The sequence below is a fragment of the Halarchaeum salinum genome (genome assembly GCF_039520965.1).
GTDB lineage: Archaea > Halobacteriota > Halobacteria > Halobacteriales > Halobacteriaceae > Halarchaeum > Halarchaeum salinum.
In genome coordinates, this window is the sequence record NZ_BAAABL010000042.1 from 255,654 (window position 1) to 278,244 (window position 22,591).

Consider the following 22,591-nt stretch of genomic DNA (forward strand, 5'->3'; position numbering starts at 1 on the left):
TGTACCCGAAAAGCGTGTCGTTGGCCGCCTTCAGAACTGCGCGACGAGCTCGTCGACCGCGGCGTCCACGACGGCGTCGCGTTCGCCACTGAGGAACTCGATGCGGCCGTCCTCGGCACCGCGTGGGACGACGCCGGCCTCGGGGAGGTCGTCCGTTAGTGCCTCGCCGACCGCGCGCACGTCGACGTCGCCTGTCGCACGTACGCGGATTTCGTCGCTGTTCGCGCCGACGAGGACGTAGTCGCCCTCGGCGCGCTCGCGGTAGAGCGCGTCGAGCAGGAGCGCCACGGGCGGGAAGTCGTAGCGGTGGGTGTACTGATCGACGTCAAGGACCTCGACAGTTACGCCATCGGCGTCGTGCGCCTCGAGATGCGGGCGGGCCGTCTTGAGCTCCGTGTCGAGCTTCTCGCGGAACTGCTCGCCGACGTGACCAACGAGCCCGGTGTGGGCCTCGTCCCAGAGGAGGTCGGTGACGATCTCGCGTTTGTCCTCGTACGCCTGGTAGAAGGCCTCCAGAGCGAGTGCGTCCCGAACGTTCTCGACGGTGTCGTGGTCGTAGCCGGCCTCGGCGGCGAGTTCGATGTAGACGTCCGGTGTGTTCGCCCAGAACGGCACCGCGGGGAGGTGCGCGAGGTCGTCGCGGACCTCGTCGTTGACGATCCCCGCGAGGTGCGTGGCGAGGACGCCGGTCGAAACCGGGGACTCGCCGTGCTGCGTCGGGGAGACGAGGACGCCCGCGGCGTCCGCGGCCTCGCCGTCCGCGTAGCCGCCGTCGAGGGCGACCGTCGGCGCGTCGTACTGTGCGAGGAGACCGAGCCCGTCCGTGGACTCGCGCGTACTCCCCGTCCCGACGAGGACGAACAGCGGGTGTTTCTCGTCGTGGCGGTCAGCAGCCTGGAGCATCGACGTGACGTCCTTCGTCGCGTCGTCGAGCGTGTAGAAGCCGTCGTCGAGCGGCCGGCGATCGACGTAGTGGTACTCGGCGTCGCTCGCAGTGTGTTCGGCGCGGACGAGCGGGAGCACGGCGCGCTCGATCGCGGCCCCACCGACGTACCCTTCGACGTCAGCGGTGTGCCGGACGATGACCGGACGCGATTCGATGATCGCACGACGGATCTCGGTCGCGGCCTCGACGAGATCGTCGTGCACGACGTCGACTTCGGCGTCCTGCACGAGCAGCGTCTCGTCATCCGGCGTGGCGCGTTCGGTGACTTGGGCCTCGCGGCGCTCGTGGACCGCCGCCGCTTCGGGGCCCGTCAGCACCTCGATCTCCTCCGTCTCCAGTTGGAGTTCGCCGTGGTGGCGCTCGACCTCGCCGACAAGCCGGACGATGTCGCCGGATTCGACCTCCGGGTAGGCGCGCACGCCAGCCTCGACGAACGCCGCGGCATCGACGGTCCCCGTCTCGTCGGTCAGCTCGAAGACGGTCGGGCCGGATGTCTGCCGAACGCTCGTGACCTCGGCCTCGGCGGCGACGACCTCACCGACTTCCTCGTCGAGGGCGTCGATCGGGATACGGACGACCTCGTCGGGGTCCGCCTCCTCCGCCGTCGACTCTGTCGGCTCTTCGGTCTGCTCTGCGGGCTCCGATTCCTCGGCTTCCTCTTCCGTCGTCGCTTCCTCCTCGGCTTCTCCGGCCGCCGTGTCGCTCTCCTCGGCGGCCGCCTCGGCCTCGTGCTCGTCGGTCGCGGGCTCGCGTTCGCCACGACTCGCGCTCTCGGCGGCTTCTTCTTCGGCCTCCGCCTCGGGCTCGGACGCGGCGGGCGGCGCTTCGTCCTCTTCGTCGGGGAGTTCGGCGTTCGTCGGTGCGTCCGGATCGTCGACGAGTAGCCCGCGGAACTCGCGTTCGGACTGGCGGATCGACCACGCCAGATCGACGTTGCCGTTCCCGTGGACGTCCTCGACCTTGACGTAGACTGTGTCGCCGGACTCCCAGTCGAGCGCCTCGAGGCGCTGTGGGATCTCGCTCTTGTGGAGCAGACCGGTGACGTTCTCGCCGACGTCGACGAAGACGCCGAACTCGGCGAAGCCATCGACGCTGCCTTGGTAGAACCGACCGGGCGTGAGCTGTTCGGGTGTGGAACCGCGGAACTCGAAGACGACGTCCTCCTCGTGTGTCTCGCAGATGTACCCATCCGTGGAGGCGCCGCAAATGATACACGAACCCATTTAGCGGTGAAAAGGCCCCCGCGCCTAAACGACTGTCGAAACCGCGCGCACCGCTCGCGCCCGCGTGCCGTGCGAGCAGTGCACGACGAACGCCGCGTCGCCTCAGCGGAGCCGTGCCACCGTCTCGCCGTCGCGATCGCCGAGTTCGGCCAGTCCGTCGTCTGCGAGGTCCGCGACGAGCCCGCGGAGCCACTCTCGTCCGTTCTCGCCGTCCGGCGTGTAGTCGACGCGCACCTTCGGGCCGAGGTCGTCGAGCGCGAGTGCGTCGTGATTCGAGAGCGCCTTTACGACCCGCCCGCGCATCTGCCGGCGACTCCCCTCGAAGCTCGGCTGTGTGGGCACGTCAGGCGCGGTAAAGTCGCCCGTCTCGTAGGCGTGACACCACTCGCGCCACGGACAGCCCGCCTCGTCACACGAGGGGACCTTCTCGCAGGCGACGCCGCCGAGCTCCATCATCGCGTTGTTCCACACCCGCGACTCGCCCGCGGGCATGAGCGCCCCCGCGACGACCTCGAAGGCCTCGTCGTCGTCCGGGACGTCGAAGGCACGATACAACACGCGTTTCACGTTCGTGTCGACGACGGCGTTCCCGTTGTTGAACGCGAACGACGCGACCGCGTTCGCGGTGTACGGGCCGACGCCCATCAGCTCCTCGAGCTCGTCGGGGTCCTCGGGGAACGCCCCGTCGTACTCCGAAACGACCTGTTGGGCGGCTTCGTGGAGGTAGCGTGCGCGGTTGTTGTACCCCAGCGAGTGGCCCGTCCAGAACCCGACGACGTCGCCGCGTTCGGCCGCCGCGAGATCGTGGACCGTCGGCCACCGATTCAGAAATTCGTCCCACGCCGTCTCGACGCGCCCGAGTTGGGTCTGCTGGCTCATCACCTCGGAGACGAGGATCTCGTAGGCATCCGTCGTCTCGCGCCACGGGAACGAGCGATGATCGTCCTCGTACCACGAGACGAGCGCGTCGCGGACGGCGTCGACGTCCGCAGGGAGACAGTCCCGCGGGTCGTCGCCATCGCCGCCCTCGTCGGCCGCCGTGTCCGCGTCGCTCATACCCGTTCGTCGGACGGCGCGCGCTTCAGGTTGGCGACACGCGCTCGGCGGAACGAAGTCACAACCGATAACGGCCGCCTCCGCGACGGTCACCCCATGAGCCTCGACAACCTCGTCGAGAACGTGCAGGCCACGAACAGCGAGCTGAAGGACGCCGACTACGACCTCGATCGCGAAGCGTGCACCGAGCTCGCGATGCTCGTCACCGCCCTCGACCCCGAGGAGCCCGATGAGCTCGTCCGGCGCGCGATCCACGCGCTCTTCGACTCCTACGTCCAGACCGGCAAACTCGACTTCAACCTCCGAAGCGAGTACGACGCGACGTACGACGAGTACCTCGCGGGGATGAGCTACGACGAGATGGCCGGCGGCGGGCAGACGTTCCCGCAGGACGAGGATGAGGGGCGGCGCTATCAGTACTAGCCCCATCCTTCGGCGAGCTCCAGCCGGTGTCGCGCTTCGTCCACACGCTCGTCGGCCGCGTCGACGGCCTCGGCGTTTTCCTCGTCGATCCCGCGATGCACGACGATCGGACGATGAGGTACTACCGAGCACATGGGTTTTTGAGACCGGCACACCGAGTCGGCGACATGAGCACGACGTGGGACGTCGATCGCGCGCGGCTCGGCTGGTGGGTGATCGCCGTCGTCCTCGCGGGCGTCCTCGCGTACGTCGTCCACTCGTTCATCGGGACGTTCGTCTTCGGCGTCTTCATCTACTACGCCGTCCGGCCGGTCTACCGTCGTCTGCGCCAGCGCATCCGCCCACCGACGCTGGCAGCGATGGTGAGCCTGCTCGTCTTCGCGCTTCCAGCACTCCTCCTGCTGGCGTACGCCACTGCCATCGGGCTCCAGGAGTTCAACGCGTACATCGCCGCGCACCCCGATAGCTTCCAGCAACTGGAACGCGTGCTCGCGCCGTACGTCGACGTCGCCAGCATCGTCCGCGACCCGCAGTCCATCCTGGCCTCGGAAGACGCGCTCGCGACGCTTCGGGGGGTGATTAGTGCCGCACAGGGCTATCTCGGGTTCTTCGGGAGCATCGCGCTCCACGCGTTCGTGACGCTCATCATCGCGTTCTACCTGCTGCGCGACGACGCGCGCCTCGCCTCGTGGTTCCACCGGCGCTTCGACGACGCGGAAGGCGTCGTCCACCTGTACGCGAAGCGGGTTGATGGGGACTTCTCGAACATCTTCTTCGGGAACATCCTCAACGCAGTCATCACCGCGATCATCGGCGCGATCTCGTACAGCCTCCTCGACTACGTCGCGCCGGCCGGCGTCGGCGTCCCCTACCCCGCGCTCCTCGGCGTTCTCACGGGCGTGGCGAGCCTCATTCCCGTCGTCGGGATCAAACTCGTCTACGTCCCCGTCGCCCTCCTCCTCTCCGTCCGCGCGGCGACCACCGGCCCCGAGACGTTCTGGTTCCCCGCGCTATACGTCGCCGTGTCGTTCGTGATCGTCGACGTCGTCCCCGACCTCGTGTTGCGCCCGTACGTCTCCGGGCGGAACCTCCATCTCGGGATGGTGATGCTCGCGTACATCTTCGGGCCGCTCCTCTTCGGGTGGTACGGGATCTTCCTCGGGCCGATGCTCCTCGTGCTCGTCGTTCACTTCGTTCGGCTTGTCCTCCCGGAACTCCTCGCGGGCGTGCCGATCGAGTCCGAGGCCGTCGGCCCGTCGACGGCGACCGCCGGAACGGTACAGACCTCGCTCGACGAGGTAGTGCGAGGCGATGCGAGCGACGACGACTAGTCGAGCGCCGTCCCGTCGCGCGGGCAGTAGCGTACCTCGGGGTCGGTCGTTTCGAACCCGCACGCCGGACACGTCCGCGTCGCCGGCGGTCCTTCCTCGTTTTCGTCCGCACCGCCACGCTCGCGGAGACCACGGAAGAGCAGCGGGACGAACGGGATCGCGATGAAGAAGACGAACCAGTCGGTAACGGCGTAGACCACGGCGCTGAGCGCGAGCGAGGCGACGAGGCCGACGATCGCGGTCGCGAGACGGGAGTGCACGCGCGGCGATACGGCCGGGATCGGTTTGGCCGTGACGGATGATTTATACTGGTCGGTCGTACTCACCCGATATGTGCGACGTCGACGCCGGGGCAATCTCCCCGCGGGCATGGAGGTTGCTCCGGGTCGCGGCGGGCTACGACCAGCGGGCTGTCGAGCGCGAACTCGACGGGGTGCGCCAGGCACACGTCTCGATGCTGGAGTCGGGATCGCGCTCGCTCAGCCACGAGCGACGGCGCGTGCTTCTCGCCCTCTACGCGGCGGAACTCGACACCGAACAGATCAGCGTGATCGTCCACCAATTCTGAGCGGGAGTCTCACACCGATACTCATTAACTGGGGTGTCCGTAATGGGGGTGTGTATCAATGATACGTCCAGACGTCTCGACCGCACGCGGTCGGTTCACCGTCTTCGGGATCGCGGTGATCGCCACTGTGCTGGTCGCGCTCGCACCGACCCCCGCAGGGCTCTCGATCGCCGGCCAGTATGCCGTCGCGACGATGGTGTTCGCCGGGATCCTCTGGGTGAGCGGCGCACTTCCCCTCGCCGTCACCGCGCTCTCGATCCCCGTGTTGCTCACCGCGTTCGGCGTGTACGGCGACATCGACGCCGCGCTCGCGCCGTTCGCCGACCACCTCATCTTCCTCTTCATCGCCGGCTTCATGCTGGCGAACGGGCTCCAGAAGTACGACATCGACCGGCGCGTCGCGCTCTGGCTCATGGCGACCATGGGTTCCTCGCCCCGTAAACTCGTCGCCGCGGTGATGATCGCGACGGCGTTCTTCTCGATGTGGGTGTCCAACACTGCGACGTCCGCGATGATGGCCCCAATCGCCGTCGGCGTCCTCACCCAGGTCATCGGCCGCGAGAAGCTGATGGAGCAGAACGACGACGGCGAGTTCACGAACATCCAGGTCTCGATGCTGCTCGGGACGGCGTACGCCGCGTCCGTCGGTGGCGTCGGCACCCTCATCGGGACGCCGCCCAACGCCATCGTCGCCGGCCAACTCCAGCAGCTCCTCGGCTACGAGATCACGTTCTTCGACTGGCTGCTCATCGGCATCCCGATCGTCATCGTCACGCTCCCGATCGTCTGGTTCGTCCTCACGTACGTCCTCTTCCCGCCGGATGTCGACGACGTGAGCGGCGCGCGCGCGGAAGCCCGAAAATACCTCCGCGAGGAAGGCGACCTGCCCCGAGAGGGCCGGATCGTCGCCAGTATCTTCGCCTTGACCGCCCTGCTGTGGGTCGTTGGGGGTCTCGGGGACTTCCTCCAACCGTACATGAGTCCGGTCACCTACACGACGATCTTCGGCGGCTCCGGCGAGACGCTGTTCGGCACGACGAGCGGCCACCAGGGGCTCCTCTACTACGTGATGGTCGGCCTCTACGCGATCCCCGCGCTCGTCCTCTTCGACACGATGGAGTGGGAGGAGCTGGAGGACATCGACTGGGGCACCATCCTGCTGTTCGGCGGTGGCCTCTCGTTGGCCGCCGGGTTCGCGGAGACTGGCGCGACGAAGTGGATCGCCGAATCCGTCTTCAACGCCCTGACCGGCCAGTCCATCGTCCTCATCGTCGCCGTCGTCGTCCTCCTCGTCATCTTCCTGACGGAGATGACGTCGAACACGGCGACGGCAACGATCATCGTCCCCGTGCTCATCAGCCTTGGTGGCGTGCTCGCGGCGACGCTCGGCCTCGCCGACTACGCGGCCGCAATCTTCCTCGCCGTCTCCGGCGCGGTCGCCGCCTCCTTTGCGTTCGCGCTCCCCGTGGCGACACCGCCCAACGCCATCGTCTTCGGCAGCGGCTACCTGAAGCAAAAACACATGATGCGCGCGGGCGTCGTGTTGAACCTGGTGATGACGGGCGTGCTGACCGTCCTCATCTACGCGCTGTTCCGGTTCGTCTGGCCGGTCGTCCTCTGGTAGAACGGCCCCGAACCGCCTTCAGAAATCGACGTACTGATTCTCCCACTCCCGGCGCGCTTCGAGTTCGCGCCGGCCGCGGCGAGTGAGCGAGTAGTAGTTCGTCCGCTGGTCGAGCTGGCCCTTATCGACGAGCCCCTTCTCGACGAGCGTGTCGAGGTTCGGGTAGAGCCGACCGTGGTGGACCTCGTTCTCGTAGTACTCCTCTAGTTCTTCCTTGAGCGCCAACCCGTGCGGTTCCTCCCCTCCGGCGATGACGTACAGCAGGTCTCGCTGAAATCCTGTCAGGTCATTCATACTGGTCTTCTCTGGCGGGAGTTAGTACGCCTATTGTATAACTCTACTGTACTTAGACGGCCCGAACCCACGTCCTCATATACTGACCTATTTCCGATCGTGCCGCCACGCGGCGAGAACCACAGGTTCTGACGACGACACACTTATTAGCGCGGGAATATTGACTACTGGTGGCGCTTCGCTTTGGAGGGCCGAAGCGTCAGCGGGGACCAATTCAGGGCGGCAGCGGCCGACCGGGCTGTTCCCGACCGGCCGCTACCACTTTCGTTGCGTTCTCCCGTGGAGCGACGTTCTGCGTCGCTCCCTTTCGAGTACACGAGCGACAGCACTAACCGAGAGCCGCCGCACCGTCCGCCGAAACGCTCTCACAGTTTCGTCATCCCGCGTGCCTCTTCGGCAGCGTCGAGGGTCGAGTCGAGGGTCGCCTTCGATCCGGCCGCGTGGACCGCCGCGTTGACCGTTCCTTCGAGCACCGGGGCGTCCGCGAGCACCGCCTCCGTGTCAGCCATTTCGACGGCGAGCTCGGCGTTCATCGTCGCGCTTCCGAGATCGACGAGAACCACGACGCCGTCGCCGTCGTCCGCCTCCGCAAGCCCCGCGGCGATCGCGTCCGCGTCCGTCCCGATACCGCCGTCCGGATCGCCGCCGACCGCGACGAGCGACACGTCGGACGCCATCTCCGCGGCGATCTCGACGATCCCCGCGGCCGCCTTCTCGCTATGTGAGACGACGAGGAGACCGACCATCTACGCATCCCCCGTTCCGTCCGCCCCGTCGTCCATCGCGGCCCCGTCGTCTGTCGCCGCCTCGTTGTCCATCGCGGCCCCGTCATCCGCCGCTTCGTCAGTTCCGTCGTGGGCGACCGCGTCGTCCGCGTGCGCGTCCGTCACGGATACGTCGCCGACGTGGGCCTCGGCGGTCGCGAGCAGTTCTTCGAGCACGAACAGCGTGCTCGTCGCGCCCGGATCACGGTGGCCGACCGCACGCAGGCCGAGATAGGACGCCCGCCCCTTCGAGGCGCGCAACGGGACCGTGTACGCGACGCCACGGCGGGCCGCGTCGACGGCCTTCGCGAGCGCGTCGACGAGGGCCAGATCGTCCTCCTCGACCGCCCGCTGGAAGGTGTGGACCGCGGGCGTTACCGCGTCCACCATCGTCTTGTCGCCGGGGCGTGCGCCCCCGCGCTCCGTGAGTTTCTCGCGATACGCCTCCGCGAAGGCGAGTGCCGTCTCGTCGTCCAGCCCGCCGTCGAGCTCCTGTGCGGCGGACATGATCGACCCACCGTAGAGCGGGCCGGCCGCACCGCCCACTTCGGAGATGAGCGTCGTGCCGACGGTCTTGACGGCTTCGTTGAGTGCCATCCCCGCGAGGTCGTCGCGCTTCTCGGTGACGGCACTGATCCCGCGTGCGAGGTTGTTGCCGTGGTCGGCGTCGCCGATCCGCGAGTCGAGTTCGGTGAGGTACGCCTGCTCGTCGTGGAGGCGCTCACCGATCCGATCGAGCGCGTCGAGCAGCGCCTCGACGTCGTCCGCCTCGCTCATTCGCGCACCGTGAGCGCCGGCGTCTCGGCGGGCGCGTCGAGCAGTTCGGTCAGCTCGTCGTCGACGCGACAGACCGTCACCGAACACCCCATCATGTCGAGGCTGGTCATGTAGTCGCCGACCCACGCGTCGTGGACGTCGATACCCTCGGCGTCGAGCCGTTCGGCGACGCGCCGCTGGACGATGTAGAGTTCCGAAAGCGGCGTGCCGCCCATCCCGTTGACGATCGTGACGACCTCCTCGCCCGACTCGACGTCGAGATCGTCGAGGACGGCGTCGAGGAGGGTGTCGGCGACCTCGTCGGCCGCCATCGTCTCGGTACGTTCGACGCCCGGTTCGCCGTGGATGCCGATCCCGAGCTCGATCTCGTCCTCGGCGAGTTCGAAGGTCGGCTCGCCCTTCTCGGGCGTGACACAGGAGGTGAACGCGACGCCCATCGTCCCGACATTCTCGACGACTTTCTCCGCGACGCGTTCGACCTCGTCGAGGTCGCCACCGGCCGCGGCCTTCGCGCCCGCGCACTTGTGGACGAGGATCGTCCCGCAGACGCCGCGGCGACCGCTCGTGTAGAGGGAGTCCTCGACGGCGACGTCGTCGTCCACGACGACCTGCCGGACGTCGACCCCTTCTAGCTCCGCCATCTCCGCGCTGGTGTCGAAGTTCATCACGTCGCCCTCGTAGTTCTTGACGACGCAGAGGACGCCCGCGCCGCCGTCGGCCGCCTGGATCATCTCCGCGAGCTGATCGGCGGTCGGGGACGTGAACACCGCCCCCGCGGCCGCGCCGGCCAGCATCCCGTCGCCGACGTAGCCCGCGTGCGTCGGCTCGTGGCCGCTGCCGCCGCCGCTAACCACGGCCACGTCGTCCGTGGGGACGTCGGCGCGCACGATTACGTCGGTCCCGTCGAGTCGTCGGAGCTCCGAATGCGCCGCGACCATCCCATCGAGCATCTCGTCGACGTAGTCAGTCGGTTCGTTGACGATTTTCTTCATGGTCGTTCGGTATGTACGCTTCCCGTCGGCAAAAGCGTTCGTAGCGAAACGGGACACGCTTTTCGGCGCGCCGGTCCATCACCACGTATGGAGATCCGCGGGGAACGCGAGTGTACGGCCTGTGGGACGCAGTGGTCGTACTACGAGACGGGGAGTGTCACCTGCCCGGCGTGCGGGAACGTCCGGAGTGTCGCGACCGAGGACGAGCGCCGCGAACACACGGATGGAACGGCGACGCTCACCCTCGACGACGCGGTCGCCGCCGCGGGACGCGACGACTACCGGACGGCCGCCCGCGAGGCACGCGACACCGTCCGCGACTACACCCACGAGCGCGGCTTCGTCCGCGGCGGCGAACTTCGCGACCTTGACACCACCATCCTTGCGGCGTGGGAGCTCCGCTACGTCGCCGCGGCGTTCGCGCGCGCCTTCGATCACTCCGAGGCGGAAGCCTACTACTTCGTCGCGCTCCTCCGCGGCGCGCCGGCCGGCGAGCGACCGGATGCGAGCGACGTCCCCGACTCGATGCGCGCCGCACGCGGGAACGGCTACGCGGACGCCGTCGCGGACTACCGGACCGACGTTCGGCGATTCCTCGACACCGACCCCGAACGTCCGGCCGCGAACGACCTGCTCGCGTCGCTCGACGACCACATCCGGCGAATCCACGCCCTCGACGGCGACGTCTCACCCGCCACGGCCGATCGACTCGTCGACGCCGCCCGCGCCGTCGGTCGGTACGCCCGGGACGGCGACGAGGCCGATGTCGTGGCAGCACGCGAGGCCATCGACGACTTGAAAAACGGCTGATTGGGTGGTTTTTCGTCCTCACCGTGCCCGTGTAGACATACTATTAGCAGCAAGTTTCTTGTACCCAAACACAACTTGTGCAGTGTGGTATAGTGACATACGATACGGGATGCATCGCCCGGACAGCCATCCGCGACGACCGCCATCCGAACAACCGTGTCAACAGACACCGAACTGATCCGTCGAAGCATCGAAGTCGAGTACTGGGTCGTCGACGATGGCCTCGACCGCGGTGACGTCCTACCTCGATCTCATGGGCTTCGACGTCGAGGCCTACGAACCGGCGACGCACGCAATGGACGGCCGCGCGCCCGTCTCGCGCGCCGACGCCCGCGAGCCCCGGTTGGAACACGCCGAACGCCTCGCCGACGAGGTGCGTCGGGGGTCGCGGTCGGCGGCAACTGATGTCAGTCTAGTGCCTCCCGGAGATCGGTCGCGATGTCCTCGATGATTTCGCGACCGCCCGTGACGTCCAGCGGCGGGGCGACCATGTTGACGACGCCGTGGATGAGGTCGCCGTAGTGGCGGTGCGTCACGGGCGTACCGGCTGCGTCGAGCGACTCGGCGTACGCGATCCCCTCGTCGCACAGCGGGTCGAACCCGCAGGTGACGAGAGTCGCCGGCGGGAGGTCGGCGTGGCTCGACGCCGCGAGCGGCGAGCAGTAAGGGTTGGTTGGGTGGACCCATGAGTCGAGGTAGTGATCGCGGAAGTACGCCATGTCCGCCGCGCTGAGGTAGTAATCCTCGCCGTTCTCCTCGTACGAGGGGTACGTCTCGCTCGCGCGGAAGTCCGTCACCGGGTAGACGAGCGCCTGATGGCGGATCTCAGGACCGCCGCGATCACGCGCGGCGAGCGCGACGACCGCCGCGAGGTTACCGCCCGCGGAGTCGCCGGCGACGGCGAGACGCTCCCCATCGACGTCTGCCGCCAGCGCGTCGGCGTTCGCGGCGATCCATTCGGTGGCAGCGTACGCATCCTCGACCGCCGCGGGGAACGGGTGTTCGGGCGCGAGACGGTAGTCGACGCTTATGACTGCAACATCCGCGTCGTTCGTTAGGTGCCGGCAGACCGGGTCGTGGGTATCGAAGTCACCATAGACGAACCCGCCGCCGTGGAAGAAAACGACAGCGGGGGAGGGCCCGTCGCTTGCGGGCTCGTAGACCCGGATCGGGATGCCGCGTGACGGGCCGGAGATCACCCGCTCGGTGACAGTACCAACTTCGACGACCGGGTCGTCAGCTCCGAGTTCGCGCGCAGCCTCGCGCGCCCGCTTGGGAGAGAGCTCGTGCGTCTCGGGTCGATCCATATCCGATAGGTGGTCCAGCACCGACCGTACGTCGGCGCTCGGTTCGTCCGCCATGGGTCGGGTCTCGCGGGCCCCGACGAAAAAGGTACGGTGGGAGTGGAGGAGAGGCGCTACGGGAGCGAGACGTCCACGTCCGCGAGGTCGCTCGCGGCCTTCACGGTGTTGTAGAGGAGCATCGCACGCGTCATCGGGCCCACGCCACCGGGGGAGGGCGTGATGACGTCCGCGACCGGCTTTGCGCTCTCGAAGTCCACGTCGCCGGTGAGCCGGTAGCCCTTTTCGGTGTCCGCGTCGACGCGGTTCGTCCCGACGTCGACGACGGTCGCGCCCTCCTTGAGCATCGTGCCGTCGATGAACTCGGGGACGCCCGCGGCTGCGACGACGATATCCGCTCGTGAGGTGTGCGATTCGAGATCGGCAGTGTGGGAATGACAGACCGTGACAGTGGCGTCACCGCCCTCGCCGCGCTGGACGAAGAGGTTCGCGAGCGGCTTGCCGACGATGTCGGAGCGACCGACGACGACAACATCTTTCCCGTCCGTCTCGACATCCGCTGAGGCGAGGAGCTTCTGAACGCCGTGTGGCGTGCAGGGCTTGAAGCGCGCGTTCCCGGCGACGAGTCGCCCGACGTTCTCCGGGTGGAAACCATCGACGTCCTTCGTGGGGTCGATCCGGCGCAGCACCTCGCGGTCGTCCACATGGTCCGGCACGGGGAGCTGGACGAGGATACCGTGGACGTTGGGGTCGGTGTTCAGGTCGTCGATCGTCTCGTAGAGTTCCTCGGCGGGCGCGTCGGGGTCAATCTCGACGTGGATGCCCTCGATACCGACCTCCTCGCAGTCCCGCTGCTTCATCGAGACGTAGGTCGCGGAGGCGTCGTCGTCGCTCATCAACACCGTGGCGAGCCCGGGCTTGACACCCTCCGCCTTCAGCGTCCCGATGGCGTCGCTCAGGCCGTCACGGACGTCCTCGGCGACCGCGTTCCCGTCTACGACGTGCGTCATACTCGTAGCTCCGCCCCGCACTCCTTTAACACCACGGATACATGCTTATGTCTGAGGAATACGATCAGTAGATATGCACGGTTGTGGAATGTCTCACGCGAGTTCGCGTTCAAGCACGCGGTTCAGGACGGTGCCCGCAAGGAGCGCGTAGCCGACGACGACACCGCTGCCGCGAACAGCGTCCCCGCGACTGCGTCAGTCACGGCGATGTCCGTCGGCGGAAGACGTGTGGAGACAGAACGTTCCCGTCGTCGTTGCTAGCACGACGCGGACTTCAGCGATCTCGGTATGTCGTCCGTTGTCCCTGATTCGCTCTTCGCGGTCACGTCCCTCAAGGCTGTCGGGCCTCGCTACTCGTAGAGCGGATGGGCGTCGCAGAGCTCTTGGACCTCCGCGGCGACATCGGCGTAGACCTCAGTATCACCGAGATTGTCGACGACGCGTGTGATGAGGTCGCCGACCTGCTGCATCTCCGCCGCCTCGAATCCGCGCGTCGTGAGCGCGGGGGTGCCGGCGCGGATGCCCGACGGGTTGAACGGTGTGCGCGTCTCGCCCGGGACGGTGTTCCCGTTGAGCACGATGCCGACCTCCTCGAGGGCCTCCTCGGCGTCGCTGCCCGTGACGTCCGGGTGCGACTTGCGGAGGTCCACGAGGACGAGGTGGGTGTCGGTGCCACCGGAGACGAGCGAGAAGCCGTTCTCCTGGAGCGCCTCGCCAAGCACGTCTGCGTTCTTCACGACCTGCGCGGCGTACTCGTTGAACGCGGGGTCGAGGGCTTCGCCGAAGCCGACGGCCTTGCCGGCGACGTTGTGCATGAGGGGGCCGCCCTGGAGCCCGGGGAAGACGGCGGTGTCGATGGCATCGGCGTACTCCTCGCCGCACATGATGATGCCGCCGCGGCCGGCGCGGATCGTCTTGTGCGTCGAACCGGTGACGAAGTCGGCGATGCCGACAGGACTCGGATGTTCGCCAGCGGCAACGAGGCCCGTGATGTGTGCGATGTCCGCCATGTGGTAAGCACCGACATTGTCGGCGGCCTCTTGGATCGCCTTCCAGTCAACCTGCCGGGGGTAGGCGGAGAAGCCGGAGACGATGATGTCCGGGTTGGTCTTCTCGGCTTTGCGCGCGATCGACTCGTAGTCGAGGCGGCCGGTCTCGGCGTCGACCTCGTAATGGGTGACGTCGTAGAGTTTGCCCGCGAAGTTGACGTCGTGACCGTGCGAGAGGTGCCCGCCGTGTGTCAGATCGAGGGAGAGGATCTTGTCGCCGGGTTCGAGCACGGCGAGGTAGACGGCCATGTTCGCCGACGACCCCGAGTGGGGTTGGACGTTGACATGCTCGGCACCCCAGAGGTCCTTCGCGCGCTCGATTGCGAGTTCCTCGACCTCGTCGGCGTACGCACAACCGCCGTAGTAGCGCTCGCCGGGATACCCCTCGGCGTACTTGTTCGTGAGTTCGCTCCCCTGGGCGGCGAGGACGGCTTCGCTAACGTGGTTCTCGCTTGCGATCATCGCCAGTGTATCGCGCTGACGCTGGCGCTCGTCCGCGAGGGCGTCCGCGACCGGCTCGTCGACCGCCCGGACTCGGTCGTAGCTCATGCTGAGTAGAGCCAGCGCATCGGGCTTAAACTACCCGACTTGGATGGAGGTGGACGACGCAAGAGATGTCATTCGAACTGCCGGTCGCGATAGATCTATCCGATCGCTGTCGTTGTTTACTGAGACGTGCTAGCGTACGAGGCGACGAGTGATGGGTTCAAAGTCACCGACGGCGCGGATCGGGGGGTCGCCGTCCGAGCGCCCGACTGGCGTCCCGGCGGGGACGCCCGCGAGCTCCCACACCGCGTCGACACCGCGACGACCGGGACGGCGAGCAGCCTCGCCCTTCCGGCGACGCCGGTCGCGCTCGTCGAGACCGTCACCGGGGATCGGATCGGTCTCGATAGCGGCGAATCGACGCTCGGCGACGGCTCGTACCTTCTCGCCACCGACGCCGCCGTCACCACGTTCCTCCGGTTCGACGGACCGGCCACCGTCGCACACCGCGGGCGCGACCCCGGCGTCGCGCTCACGTTTCCGGATCAGCGCAATCTCACGCTGGGGTTTCGCGCCGACGCCCGGGCCGAGCGAACGGTCACCGTCCCGCCGACTCCGACGGGGGTCGCCGCCGCGATCGAGGCGTTCGGCGGCGCACACGGGACGACGACCGCCGCTCGCTCCGCGCCCGCGATGCGCGGTCGGCCGCCCGCTCTCGCGTTCGACCCGGCGTGCGACGCGACGACCGTCACCACCGACGGTCCGGACACTGGCGTCGAAATCGTCGCCCCGCCCGACCTCGGGGCGCTGTTCGCCGTTGCACCGCTGGCGTACTACTGCTCCGCGTCCGTCCGCGTTGCGACGATCGCGACGCCGCGCGTCCACGCACCCGACGTGGGCATCGAGCGCGAACTCACTGACCCCGCACGCGACGCCGCCGCGCTCCTCGAACGGGCCTTCTGGCTCGATACCCTCGTCCGCCTCGCGGCCGCGGACCGACCGACTGCCGAGACGGCGCTCCTCGATCGGCTCGGCATCGACGCGGCCGCGACGTTCGATCGACCGATCGACGCGCGCCTCTGCACATACCTCGACGTCGCGTACGACGGAGTTCGCGACACGCTCCCGGAGTGGCCCCTGTCGATGTACGTCGAACCGACCGTCGAGCACGCCCGCACGCTCCCCGCGGTTCTCGATCGACTCGGCCACATTTACCCGCCGGAGAGCACGGAACTCGACGGACGGGAGCTGCTGAAGCGCTCGCTCGATGCGTTCTACCGGGACGACTCGTCGGGCGCGAGTGCGGCCGTCGACGTCGTCCAACCACGCCTCCGGGACGGCCGCGCGCACGGGTGGTTGGCCGACGGGACGCCCATCGATGCGTTCAAGACGACGCCCGAGGCGTACGCGAACGACCGTACACGCTCCACCGGGGACGCCCCGCTCTCCGTCGCCGTCGTCCTCAACGACGCGGCCATGGCGAGCGAGCACGCCCGCGTCGCCGAGATCTACCGCGAGCGCGCCGTCGACGTCCCGATGGACGTGACGCTCGAAGAAGACCTGACGCGCGCGGAACTCGCCGCCGTCTTCGAGCGACACCACGACTTCGTCCACTACATCGGCCACTGCGAAGTCGACGGGTTGCGCTGTACGGACGGGGCGCTCGCCGCCACGGATCTCGACACCTCGAACGCGCGGACGTTCTTCCTGAACGCGTGTGGCTCCTACCACGAGGGGCTCGCGCTCGTCGAACGGGGGAGTGTCGCGGGCGCGGTGACGTTCCGTAAGGTGCTGGACGAACAGGCCGCGCGCGTCGGCACGGCGTTCGCCCGCCTCCTCGTCGCGGGGTTCGGGATCGGGCGCGCGCTCCGCCTCGCGCGTCGACGGATCGCGATGGGCAAAGAGTACGCGGTCGTCGGTGACGGGACGCACGTCGTCACCGGACGTGAGCACGCCCCCTCCGTGACGCTCGACGTCGAGCACGTCGGCGACGATCGCGTCTCTGTCACGTACGACGAGCGATCGCCGCGCGCGCGCACGGGAGCGCGTATCGACTCTCGACCCCGTTGGGCGTCGAGCGACGTCTCCACGGGAACGAGACGACGGTGACTCTCTCGCGGGCCGACGCCCAGTCGTTCCTCGAGACGGCCGACGCACCGACGATCTACGACGGCGAACTCCGGTGGTCCGACGAGGTCCGCGACGCCCTGTGAGGCGTGGGCCGTCGCTCATCCTAGCGGTGGACGGACCGGCCAGTGTCCGCGTCGACCGGACACCGACCGACATTCATTCATCCGTTTCGGGATAAAATCATATATGCCGGTCTATCGTAGTCCGACGCAGATATGACAACGAACCCACTCGGGACGACCGTCGAGGGGATCGTGGGGGCCCTCTTCGACGCCGATCCCGACCGCCTTCTGATGGTCAACCCGTCGGGGCGGACCATCGAGCGCTTCGTCGACGCCGCGGCAGCCGCCGAGGGGCCGATCCCGGAGACGAGCCTGCTGGCCGACGGCCGCTTGCTGAAGGACGTGATGGACGATTTCCTTATCGCGAGCCGCGCCGCCGATCTCGTCGAACTCGACGGGCTCTCGATCCGGACGAGCGACGACCTCTCGCGCTCCTCGCTGCTCCTCACCGACGACCGACTCGTCGCGCTCGTCGAGGCGGACGATCAGACGGCCGGCCTCGCCACTGACGACGAGGCGTTCGTCGCGACCGCCCGAGCAGCGCGCGAGGCGGAGTGGGACGCCGCCGACGCGTTCACCCTGCGGACGCCCGCCATCTCGCGCGTTCGGGAGACGCTCGCGACCGAGATCGACCCCGACGTCGAGGCGGACTTCGCGGGCGTCCTCGACGCGATGGAGACCGCGCGCGGCGACGGCCACGGGCTCGATGAGGTGACGGTGAGCCTCCTCGTCGCCGCGAAGAACCGCGTCCTCCTCTACGACATCTCGAAGTGGGGCGAGGACGTCGGCGTCGCCTCGAAAGCGACGTTCAGCCGCACCAAGACGGCCCTTGAAGATGCCGGGCTCATCGACACCGAGAAGGTCCCGATCGACGTGGGCCGCCCGCGCCTCCGCCTCACGCTCGCCGACGAGCGCCTCCAGGACGCGACGCCGACGGAGCTCGCGGACGTCGCACAGACGCTCCTCGCCTGATTCTCGCCCGCTCTGCAACCCGTCCGACCAGCCGATGCTGTCCCCGCAACCCGAGTGACCAGCCGAACCGGCCGTTTTTTGCTGCACTCGCGCCGATCGAACGAGTATGACACGGACGTACGCCGTCGCCGGGAATGGTGCGGCGGCCGACGCCGCGACCGCGGCGCTCGACGACGCCGGCTTCGCCGCTGGCGGCACCGAACTCGATGCGATCACGAACGTCGACGTCGCCGTCGTCGTCGGTCTCGCCGGAAGCGATGGCTTCGCCGCCGCGAACACCCGCGCGCGACGAAGCGGAACGCCGTGGCTCGCCGTCGAGATCGGCGGTATCGGCGGGCACCGGATCGAGGGCGTGGACGCCGCCGTCACCGCTTTCACGCCCGACTCGGGCTGTTTCGCCTGTCTCGAACGTCGTGTGGCCGCAGGCGACCCCGACACGACCGCGGAGCCGAACGCCGCGCGTTCGAGCGTCCGGTACGCGGGCGCGCTCGCGGGAAAACGCGCGATCGACCTGCTCGACGGCACTCCCCTCGGTGGAACCACGATCGAGGTCCCACACGCGGAGCGGACGTTCGCACCCGCGCCGTTCTGCGACTGCACGGCGTTCGAGCGCTATGGCGATCCCGGCCGCGAGGGCGGGGAGACACCCCTCGACGCCGCCGCTACGAAAGCCGAGCACGCGACCGACGACCGCGTCGGCCTCGTCACCGAGGTCGGCGAGCGCGAGACGTACCCCGCGCCGTACTACCTCGCGACGACCTGCGATACTGCGGTGCTCGGCGGCGCGGACAGCCAGGGTCTCGCCGCCGGCGTCGGCCTCGAGTGGGACGCCGCCTTCGTGAAGGCCGTCGGTGAGGGCCTCGAACGCTACTGCGCTGCCGTCTCCCGGGAGGGCGACTTCGCGCTCGCCAAACCGACGCACCCGGACGCGCTCGCACCCGACGCGTTCGTCCGCCCCGACGACGCGCCCGCGCTCTCGCGCGACGACGCGCTCCGGTTCGTCCCCGGCGTCTCCCTCGGCGACGAAACCGAGGCGCTCCTCCCCGCCGAGTTCGTCCACTTCCCGCCGCCCGAGGAGACCCATCGGCCCGCGCTCACGACCGGGCTCGGTCTCGGGAACGACCCCGTCGAGGCGCAGCTCTCGGGGCTCTACGAGACGATCGAGCGCGACGCGACGATGCTCACCTGGTACTCGACGATCGACCCGCTGGAACTCGCCGTTGACGACGAGGCGTACCGGACGCTCGCGCGCCGCGTCGGCGCGGAGGGACTGGACGTGACGGCGCTCCTCTGTACCGTCGACGTCGACGTGCCTGTCGTCGCCGTCGCCGTCCACCGCGAGGACGAGTGGCCGCGCTTCGCGCTCGGGAGCGCCGCGTCGCTCGACGCCACCGACGCCGCCCGGAGCGCGCTCTGCGAGGCGATTCAGAACTGGATCGAACTCCGCGACATGGGCCGCGAGCGCGCGGCGAACGAACAGGGCGCGATCGGCGACTACGCCGCCTTCCCCCGCGAAGCCCGCGACTTCCTCGACACCGACGCGGTCGTCGACGCCGCGGACGTCGGTCCCGACACGGTTTCCGACGGGGTCGCCGAACTCGATGCCGTCGTCGAGCGCGCGGCCGACGCCGGCCTCGATGCCTACGCGACAGACCTCACCACGCGCGACGTCGACGACGTCGGCTTTTGCGCCGTCCGCGTGCTCGTTCCCGACGCCCAACCGCTCTTCTTCGGCGACGCCTACTTCGGGGCGCGCGCCCGCGACGTGCCCGCCGATCTCGGGTTCGAGGCGCGCCTCGAACGGCGACACCACCCATTCCCCTGAGTGGGTCGGGGTGTCCGTCACGTCGCTCCTGACGATACGACCCGTCACGCTGCCTGCTCACGGGTCGTACCTCCCCGCTCGCGTGGTCGTCCGACTCTTCGAGTCGCTCGCGTGTCGCTCGCGCTGCTCCCTCCCGCTCGCGTGTTCGGCGGGCCCTCGCTTCGCTTGGCCCCGCCTACACCCCAAACGTCGCACGCAACATATCCCGCGTGCCGGGCCCGAGGCCGACGGCGAGCACGGCGACGAGTAACAACACCGTGTAACGCGGGTTCTCCTCGTACATCCGCCGATCGAAGAGCGAGACGACGAACGTCGCGGCGAGGATCTTCACGAGGAGGAACGGCCACGCCGCCCCGATCGTCTCCGTCACCGTGTGTGGGAGCGTCCCGCGTGTGAATTCGACGATGAACTGATTGACCGGGTGTTTCGGCGTGAGGTCGTACGGGAGGCCGAGCTCCTTCCCGAAGTCGAGTGCGAGGACGTTCGACGCGCCGTCGACGACGTGGCCGAAGATCACGACTGCGCCCGCGAGCCCAGATCCGGCGAGGACGCCCGGCGCGTACCGGGTGAGCAGCCAGTAGTCCGCAGCGGTGACGGCGAGCGCGATGGCGTACGTCAGGACCGTGAACACCGGGTGGAAGGACACCGCAGGGTCGGTGACGACGAGCGAGCCGAGATACGCGAGCGTCACGCCGAGGAACGCCGCACCGAAGGCAAACAGCGGGCGCTCGTAGCCCGCGGTGTGGCCGGAGCGCGCGAGCCACACCGCGAGGAGGAGTGCGGCGAGCGTCAACGCGAAGACGGTGAAGTAGATCACCGGGCTGATCAGGAGTGCATTCAGCGGATAGTCGAGCGCCGCTGCGCCCGTGTCGTTAGCGTCCTCGACGACGCGGAGCGCGCCGCCGAACAGCACGAACGGGAAGAGCGCGTAGAGGAAGGTGTACTCCTCGCCGACGCGGAGCCGCCGGATGAGAAAGACGACGCCCGCGAGCATGAAGACGAGCGTGAGCGCGTATCCGACCTCGGAGACGAGCGTGTAGCCGGGTTCGGCGACGATCCCCGACGCCGTCGCACACCGCGCGTTCTCGTAGAGGAGCGTTTGCGCCCCACCGTTCCACACGGCACACGCGGCGCTGTGCGCGTCCGCGTACACCGGCCCCCAGAAGTAGTGCCAGATGAATCCGCCGTAGACGCGATCCGGGAAGACGAGCGATCCCCCGACGAGCGCGACGAGGCCGACGCCGAGGATCGCCGTCCACGCCCGCTCCGCGTCCGTCTCCGGAAACTTCATGGCGAGTACAGGGGCGAGGCGTCCCTTACTAATTCCGGTCGCTATCGACGCGCCCGCCGCGGCGCATGCGTCCGTCCCCGCTCACTCCAGCGCCGTCCGCGTCGTCTCGACGAGCGCGTCGTGTGCCTCGCCGTTCGACGCGACGAGCCCCATCGCCTCCGGCGTCCACCGCTCGCCACGAACGTCCGTCACCGTCCCGCCGGCCGCGCGCACCATCGCGACGCCCGCGACGGTGTCCCACGGGTGACTCGGTTCGGCCGACACCGCAGCCTCGATCTGCCCCGCCGCGACCATCGACAGCGTCACCTGCGCGCTCCCGAAACGCCGGAGGTCGCCGAAGTCGGTGACGATCTCCGCGCAGAGCTCCCCGAGGCGATCGGCCGAGGTGCGCGACCACCGGAGCGTGGGCGCGACCATGAACGTCTCGGGGTCGCTCGCCGCGCTCACCGAAACCGGCTCGCCGTTCAGCGTCGTCCCCTCGCTGTCGGTCACGTAGACGTCGTCGAGCGCCGGCAGGACGTTCGCCGCCGCGCGTGCCTCGCCGTCCACGACCGCCGCGACGCTCGTCGCCCAGATCGGCACCTCGCGGACGAAGTTGTTCGTCCCGTCGATCGGGTCGATCACCCAGCACGGCCCCGACGCGGGGATCTCCTTCAGTTCGTCCTCCTCCTCGCCGACGATCGCGACCGCCGCGTCCGACTCCCGGATCACGTCAATGACCGCGCGCTGTGCGTTCCGGTCGAACGTCGTCACCACGTCGGTCTTCCCGTCCTTCGTCTCGACGTCCATCTCCGTGCGGAAGCCGTTGAGTGCGACCTCCGCGCCAGCCGTCGCCGCCGCCTCCGCGACGGCCGTCTGATCGTCCATATCGGTGAGTCCCGCGCGGCGGTCAAAGGGGTTCGGGTCGTCGGTCGACGTCGACCGAGTCGTGACTGCGCGAGTGGGTCGGAAGGAAGGTTGTGCGAGGGAAGTCCGTCCTGGACTTCCGCACGATAGGTGCGTCGCCGCACCGTGACGTGCGAGGGAAGGGATTCGAACCCTCGAACCTCTACAGGAACGGATCTTGAGTCCGTCGCCGTTGGCCGAGCTTGGCTACCCTCGCGCGCACTCGGTGGGTGGATCCGGGACGGTATTAACGCCCCGATTCGCGCTCACTCGACGCGCTCGGCGTACGCGCGATCGCGCTCGTCCGCGACGGGGCGCTCGCCGTCGAGCGCGATGCGCCAGCCGTCGAGTTCGGCGGGGTCGTCGAGCGCGGCGTCGAGCATCTCGCGGACGTTGCGGACATCGACGCCGTAGTAGTCGATGGGCACGCCCGCGAGGTACTGCCGGGCCGTCCCGAACAGCGAGCGCATCCCCGCATCGTCCTCGAAATCGACGTGCTTGTACGCGCCCGCGGCGACCTGCACGAGCCCGTGGAGGAATGCGCTCTCCGTGGTGCCGCTGCCGTAGTTGTACCACTCGGCCTCGAAGCAGTCGTGGGCGGCGTGGTACGCGCCCGCGTTGTACAGCCGGATGCCGTGGACGACCGCGCGACGGAGCGTCCCGTGTTCCCAGCCGTTCGACGCGCGGCGCTCGCGTGCCCAGCCAGCGGGCGAGTTGCCGATCGGTGGGGCGACGTCGTCGTCGCGGGTGTGGTCGTCCACGGTGCGTTCGC

Annotated in this window: 21 protein-coding genes and 1 tRNA gene; 8 read left to right on the forward strand and 14 right to left on the reverse strand. The window is 68.4% G+C overall.

What is annotated here, in order from left to right; all coding sequences use genetic code 11:
* Window positions 1-30: 30 nt before the first annotated feature.
* Window positions 31-2,169 carry a DHH family phosphoesterase gene (locus ABDZ36_RS07130; RefSeq protein ID WP_211311371.1) on the reverse strand — a complete coding sequence of 713 codons (2,139 nt, stop codon included), beginning with the start codon at window positions 2,167-2,169 and terminating at the stop codon, window positions 31-33.
* Window positions 2,170-2,271: 102 nt separating this feature from the next.
* Window positions 2,272-3,225, reverse strand: a complete 954-nt coding sequence (locus ABDZ36_RS07135; RefSeq protein WP_211311372.1) for an HhH-GPD family protein — start codon at window positions 3,223-3,225, stop codon at window positions 2,272-2,274.
* Between the two features lie 96 nt (window positions 3,226-3,321).
* Between ABDZ36_RS07135 and ABDZ36_RS07140 the strand changes: the two genes are divergently transcribed.
* A complete protein-coding gene (locus ABDZ36_RS07140; RefSeq protein ID WP_211311373.1) occupies window positions 3,322-3,648 on the forward strand; it encodes a ribbon-helix-helix protein in 327 nt (108 codons plus the stop codon).
* Between the two features lie 167 nt (window positions 3,649-3,815).
* Window positions 3,816-4,979 carry an AI-2E family transporter gene (locus tag ABDZ36_RS07145; RefSeq protein ID WP_211311374.1) on the forward strand — a complete coding sequence of 388 codons (1,164 nt, stop codon included), beginning with the start codon at window positions 3,816-3,818 and terminating at the stop codon, window positions 4,977-4,979.
* Here ABDZ36_RS07145 and ABDZ36_RS07150 read toward each other — a convergent pair.
* Window positions 4,976-5,239, reverse strand: a complete 264-nt coding sequence (locus tag ABDZ36_RS07150; protein ID WP_211311375.1) for a hypothetical protein — start codon at window positions 5,237-5,239, stop codon at window positions 4,976-4,978. The two genes, ABDZ36_RS07145 and ABDZ36_RS07150, sit on opposite strands and share 4 nt — an antisense overlap.
* Window positions 5,240-5,310: 71 nt before the next feature.
* Here ABDZ36_RS07150 and ABDZ36_RS07155 point away from each other — a divergent pair, with 71 nt between their 5' ends.
* Window positions 5,311-5,547: a hypothetical protein gene (locus ABDZ36_RS07155; RefSeq protein WP_211311376.1), complete on the forward strand. Its 237-nt coding sequence runs from the start codon at window positions 5,311-5,313 to the stop codon at window positions 5,545-5,547.
* A gap of 58 nt (window positions 5,548-5,605) precedes the next feature.
* A complete protein-coding gene (locus ABDZ36_RS07160; protein ID WP_211311377.1) occupies window positions 5,606-7,171 on the forward strand; it encodes an SLC13 family permease in 1,566 nt (521 codons plus the stop codon).
* Window positions 7,172-7,189: 18 nt separating this feature from the next.
* On the opposite strand, the gene ABDZ36_RS07165 is transcribed toward ABDZ36_RS07160, so the two are convergent.
* From ABDZ36_RS07165 to dhaK, 4 genes are all read right to left on the reverse strand, one after another.
* Window positions 7,190-7,465 (reverse strand): PadR family transcriptional regulator, encoded by a 276-nt coding sequence (locus tag ABDZ36_RS07165; RefSeq protein WP_211311378.1) that lies wholly within the window; start codon window positions 7,463-7,465, stop codon window positions 7,190-7,192.
* A gap of 365 nt (window positions 7,466-7,830) precedes the next feature.
* Entirely contained in the window at window positions 7,831-8,211 is a 381-nt protein-coding gene (gene dhaM / locus ABDZ36_RS07170) for a dihydroxyacetone kinase phosphoryl donor subunit DhaM (RefSeq protein ID WP_211311379.1), read from the reverse strand.
* A complete protein-coding gene (dhaL, locus tag ABDZ36_RS07175) occupies window positions 8,212-9,006 on the reverse strand; it encodes a dihydroxyacetone kinase subunit DhaL (RefSeq protein WP_211311380.1) in 795 nt (264 codons plus the stop codon).
* On the reverse strand, window positions 9,003-9,998 hold the full coding sequence (gene dhaK, locus ABDZ36_RS07180) for a dihydroxyacetone kinase subunit DhaK (RefSeq protein WP_211311381.1): 996 nt from the start codon (window positions 9,996-9,998) through the stop codon (window positions 9,003-9,005). The genes dhaL and dhaK overlap by 4 nt, the downstream gene beginning before the upstream one ends.
* An 87-nt stretch (window positions 9,999-10,085) precedes the next feature.
* Here dhaK and ABDZ36_RS07185 point away from each other — a divergent pair, with 87 nt between their 5' ends.
* Window positions 10,086-10,808, forward strand: coding sequence for a DUF7117 family protein (locus ABDZ36_RS07185; protein WP_211311382.1), 723 nt, complete (start codon window positions 10,086-10,088; stop codon window positions 10,806-10,808).
* A 407-nt stretch (window positions 10,809-11,215) separates the two neighbouring features.
* On the opposite strand, the gene ABDZ36_RS07190 is transcribed toward ABDZ36_RS07185, so the two are convergent.
* From ABDZ36_RS07190 to glyA, 3 genes are all read right to left on the reverse strand, one after another.
* Complete coding sequence (locus tag ABDZ36_RS07190) at window positions 11,216-12,169, reverse strand: alpha/beta hydrolase (RefSeq protein ID WP_211311383.1); 954 nt, start codon at window positions 12,167-12,169, stop codon at window positions 11,216-11,218.
* A 56-nt stretch (window positions 12,170-12,225) separates the two neighbouring features.
* On the reverse strand, window positions 12,226-13,119 hold the full coding sequence (locus tag ABDZ36_RS07195; RefSeq protein WP_211311384.1) for a tetrahydrofolate dehydrogenase/cyclohydrolase catalytic domain-containing protein: 894 nt from the start codon (window positions 13,117-13,119) through the stop codon (window positions 12,226-12,228).
* Between the two features lie 350 nt (window positions 13,120-13,469).
* The gene (glyA, locus tag ABDZ36_RS07200) at window positions 13,470-14,717 is read right to left on the reverse strand and encodes a serine hydroxymethyltransferase (protein WP_211311385.1); all 1,248 of its coding nucleotides are present in this window, start codon (window positions 14,715-14,717) and stop codon (window positions 13,470-13,472) included.
* A gap of 126 nt (window positions 14,718-14,843) precedes the next feature.
* Between glyA and ABDZ36_RS07205 the strand changes: the two genes are divergently transcribed.
* The 3 genes from ABDZ36_RS07205 (at window position 14,844) to ABDZ36_RS07215 (ending at window position 19,643) form a co-directional block, all read left to right on the forward strand.
* Window positions 14,844-16,763 carry a hypothetical protein gene (locus ABDZ36_RS07205; RefSeq protein WP_211311386.1) on the forward strand — a complete coding sequence of 640 codons (1,920 nt, stop codon included), beginning with the start codon at window positions 14,844-14,846 and terminating at the stop codon, window positions 16,761-16,763.
* 236 nt (window positions 16,764-16,999) lie between these two features.
* The gene (tbsP, locus tag ABDZ36_RS07210) at window positions 17,000-17,818 is read left to right on the forward strand and encodes a transcriptional regulator TbsP (protein ID WP_211311387.1); all 819 of its coding nucleotides are present in this window, start codon (window positions 17,000-17,002) and stop codon (window positions 17,816-17,818) included.
* A gap of 106 nt (window positions 17,819-17,924) precedes the next feature.
* Window positions 17,925-19,643, forward strand: coding sequence for a YcaO-like family protein (locus ABDZ36_RS07215; RefSeq protein WP_211311388.1), 1,719 nt, complete (start codon window positions 17,925-17,927; stop codon window positions 19,641-19,643).
* 175 nt (window positions 19,644-19,818) lie between these two features.
* Here the strand turns inward: ABDZ36_RS07215 and ABDZ36_RS07220 are convergent, their stop codons facing one another.
* The 4 genes from ABDZ36_RS07220 to ABDZ36_RS07235 all read right to left on the reverse strand — a co-directional run bounded on the left by ABDZ36_RS07220 (window position 19,819) and on the right by ABDZ36_RS07235 (window position 22,580).
* Window positions 19,819-20,934, reverse strand: coding sequence for a DUF63 family protein (locus tag ABDZ36_RS07220; RefSeq protein ID WP_211311389.1), 1,116 nt, complete (start codon window positions 20,932-20,934; stop codon window positions 19,819-19,821).
* Window positions 20,935-21,015: 81 nt separating this feature from the next.
* Window positions 21,016-21,801: an inositol monophosphatase family protein gene (locus ABDZ36_RS07225; RefSeq protein WP_211311390.1), complete on the reverse strand. Its 786-nt coding sequence runs from the start codon at window positions 21,799-21,801 to the stop codon at window positions 21,016-21,018.
* A gap of 150 nt (window positions 21,802-21,951) precedes the next feature.
* Window positions 21,952-22,036 (reverse strand) — tRNA-Leu (locus tag ABDZ36_RS07230).
* A gap of 49 nt (window positions 22,037-22,085) precedes the next feature.
* Window positions 22,086-22,580, reverse strand: a complete 495-nt coding sequence (locus ABDZ36_RS07235; RefSeq protein ID WP_211311391.1) for a DUF309 domain-containing protein — start codon at window positions 22,578-22,580, stop codon at window positions 22,086-22,088.
* Between the last annotated feature and the right edge of the window lie 11 nt (window positions 22,581-22,591).

What these genes read in the sequence shown, in the direction of transcription:
- ABDZ36_RS07140 (WP_211311373.1), top strand. Translation starts at nt 3,322, where the DNA reads ATGAGCCTCGACAACCTCGTCGAGAACGTGCAGGCCACGAACAGCGAG.
- ABDZ36_RS07165 (WP_211311378.1), bottom strand. Translation starts at nt 7,465, where the DNA reads ATGAATGACCTGACAGGATTTCAGCGAGACCTGCTGTACGTCATCGCC.
- ABDZ36_RS07145 (WP_211311374.1), top strand. Translation starts at nt 3,816, where the DNA reads ATGAGCACGACGTGGGACGTCGATCGCGCGCGGCTCGGCTGGTGGGTG.
- ABDZ36_RS07130 (WP_211311371.1), bottom strand. Translation starts at nt 2,169, where the DNA reads ATGGGTTCGTGTATCATTTGCGGCGCCTCCACGGATGGGTACATCTGC.
- dhaL (WP_211311380.1), bottom strand. Translation starts at nt 9,006, where the DNA reads ATGAGCGAGGCGGACGACGTCGAGGCGCTGCTCGACGCGCTCGATCGG.
- ABDZ36_RS07220 (WP_211311389.1), bottom strand. Translation starts at nt 20,934, where the DNA reads ATGAAGTTTCCGGAGACGGACGCGGAGCGGGCGTGGACGGCGATCCTC.
- dhaK (WP_211311381.1), bottom strand. Translation starts at nt 9,998, where the DNA reads ATGAAGAAAATCGTCAACGAACCGACTGACTACGTCGACGAGATGCTC.
- ABDZ36_RS07155 (WP_211311376.1), top strand. Translation starts at nt 5,311, where the DNA reads ATGTGCGACGTCGACGCCGGGGCAATCTCCCCGCGGGCATGGAGGTTG.
- ABDZ36_RS07190 (WP_211311383.1), bottom strand. Translation starts at nt 12,169, where the DNA reads ATGGCGGACGAACCGAGCGCCGACGTACGGTCGGTGCTGGACCACCTA.
- tbsP (WP_211311387.1), top strand. Translation starts at nt 17,000, where the DNA reads ATGACAACGAACCCACTCGGGACGACCGTCGAGGGGATCGTGGGGGCC.
- ABDZ36_RS07135 (WP_211311372.1), bottom strand. Translation starts at nt 3,225, where the DNA reads ATGAGCGACGCGGACACGGCGGCCGACGAGGGCGGCGATGGCGACGAC.
- glyA (WP_211311385.1), bottom strand. Translation starts at nt 14,717, where the DNA reads ATGAGCTACGACCGAGTCCGGGCGGTCGACGAGCCGGTCGCGGACGCC.
- ABDZ36_RS07195 (WP_211311384.1), bottom strand. Translation starts at nt 13,119, where the DNA reads ATGACGCACGTCGTAGACGGGAACGCGGTCGCCGAGGACGTCCGTGAC.
- ABDZ36_RS07215 (WP_211311388.1), top strand. Translation starts at nt 17,925, where the DNA reads ATGACACGGACGTACGCCGTCGCCGGGAATGGTGCGGCGGCCGACGCC.
- ABDZ36_RS07160 (WP_211311377.1), top strand. Translation starts at nt 5,606, where the DNA reads ATGATACGTCCAGACGTCTCGACCGCACGCGGTCGGTTCACCGTCTTC.
- ABDZ36_RS07225 (WP_211311390.1), bottom strand. Translation starts at nt 21,801, where the DNA reads ATGGACGATCAGACGGCCGTCGCGGAGGCGGCGGCGACGGCTGGCGCG.
- ABDZ36_RS07185 (WP_211311382.1), top strand. Translation starts at nt 10,086, where the DNA reads ATGGAGATCCGCGGGGAACGCGAGTGTACGGCCTGTGGGACGCAGTGG.
- dhaM (WP_211311379.1), bottom strand. Translation starts at nt 8,211, where the DNA reads ATGGTCGGTCTCCTCGTCGTCTCACATAGCGAGAAGGCGGCCGCGGGG.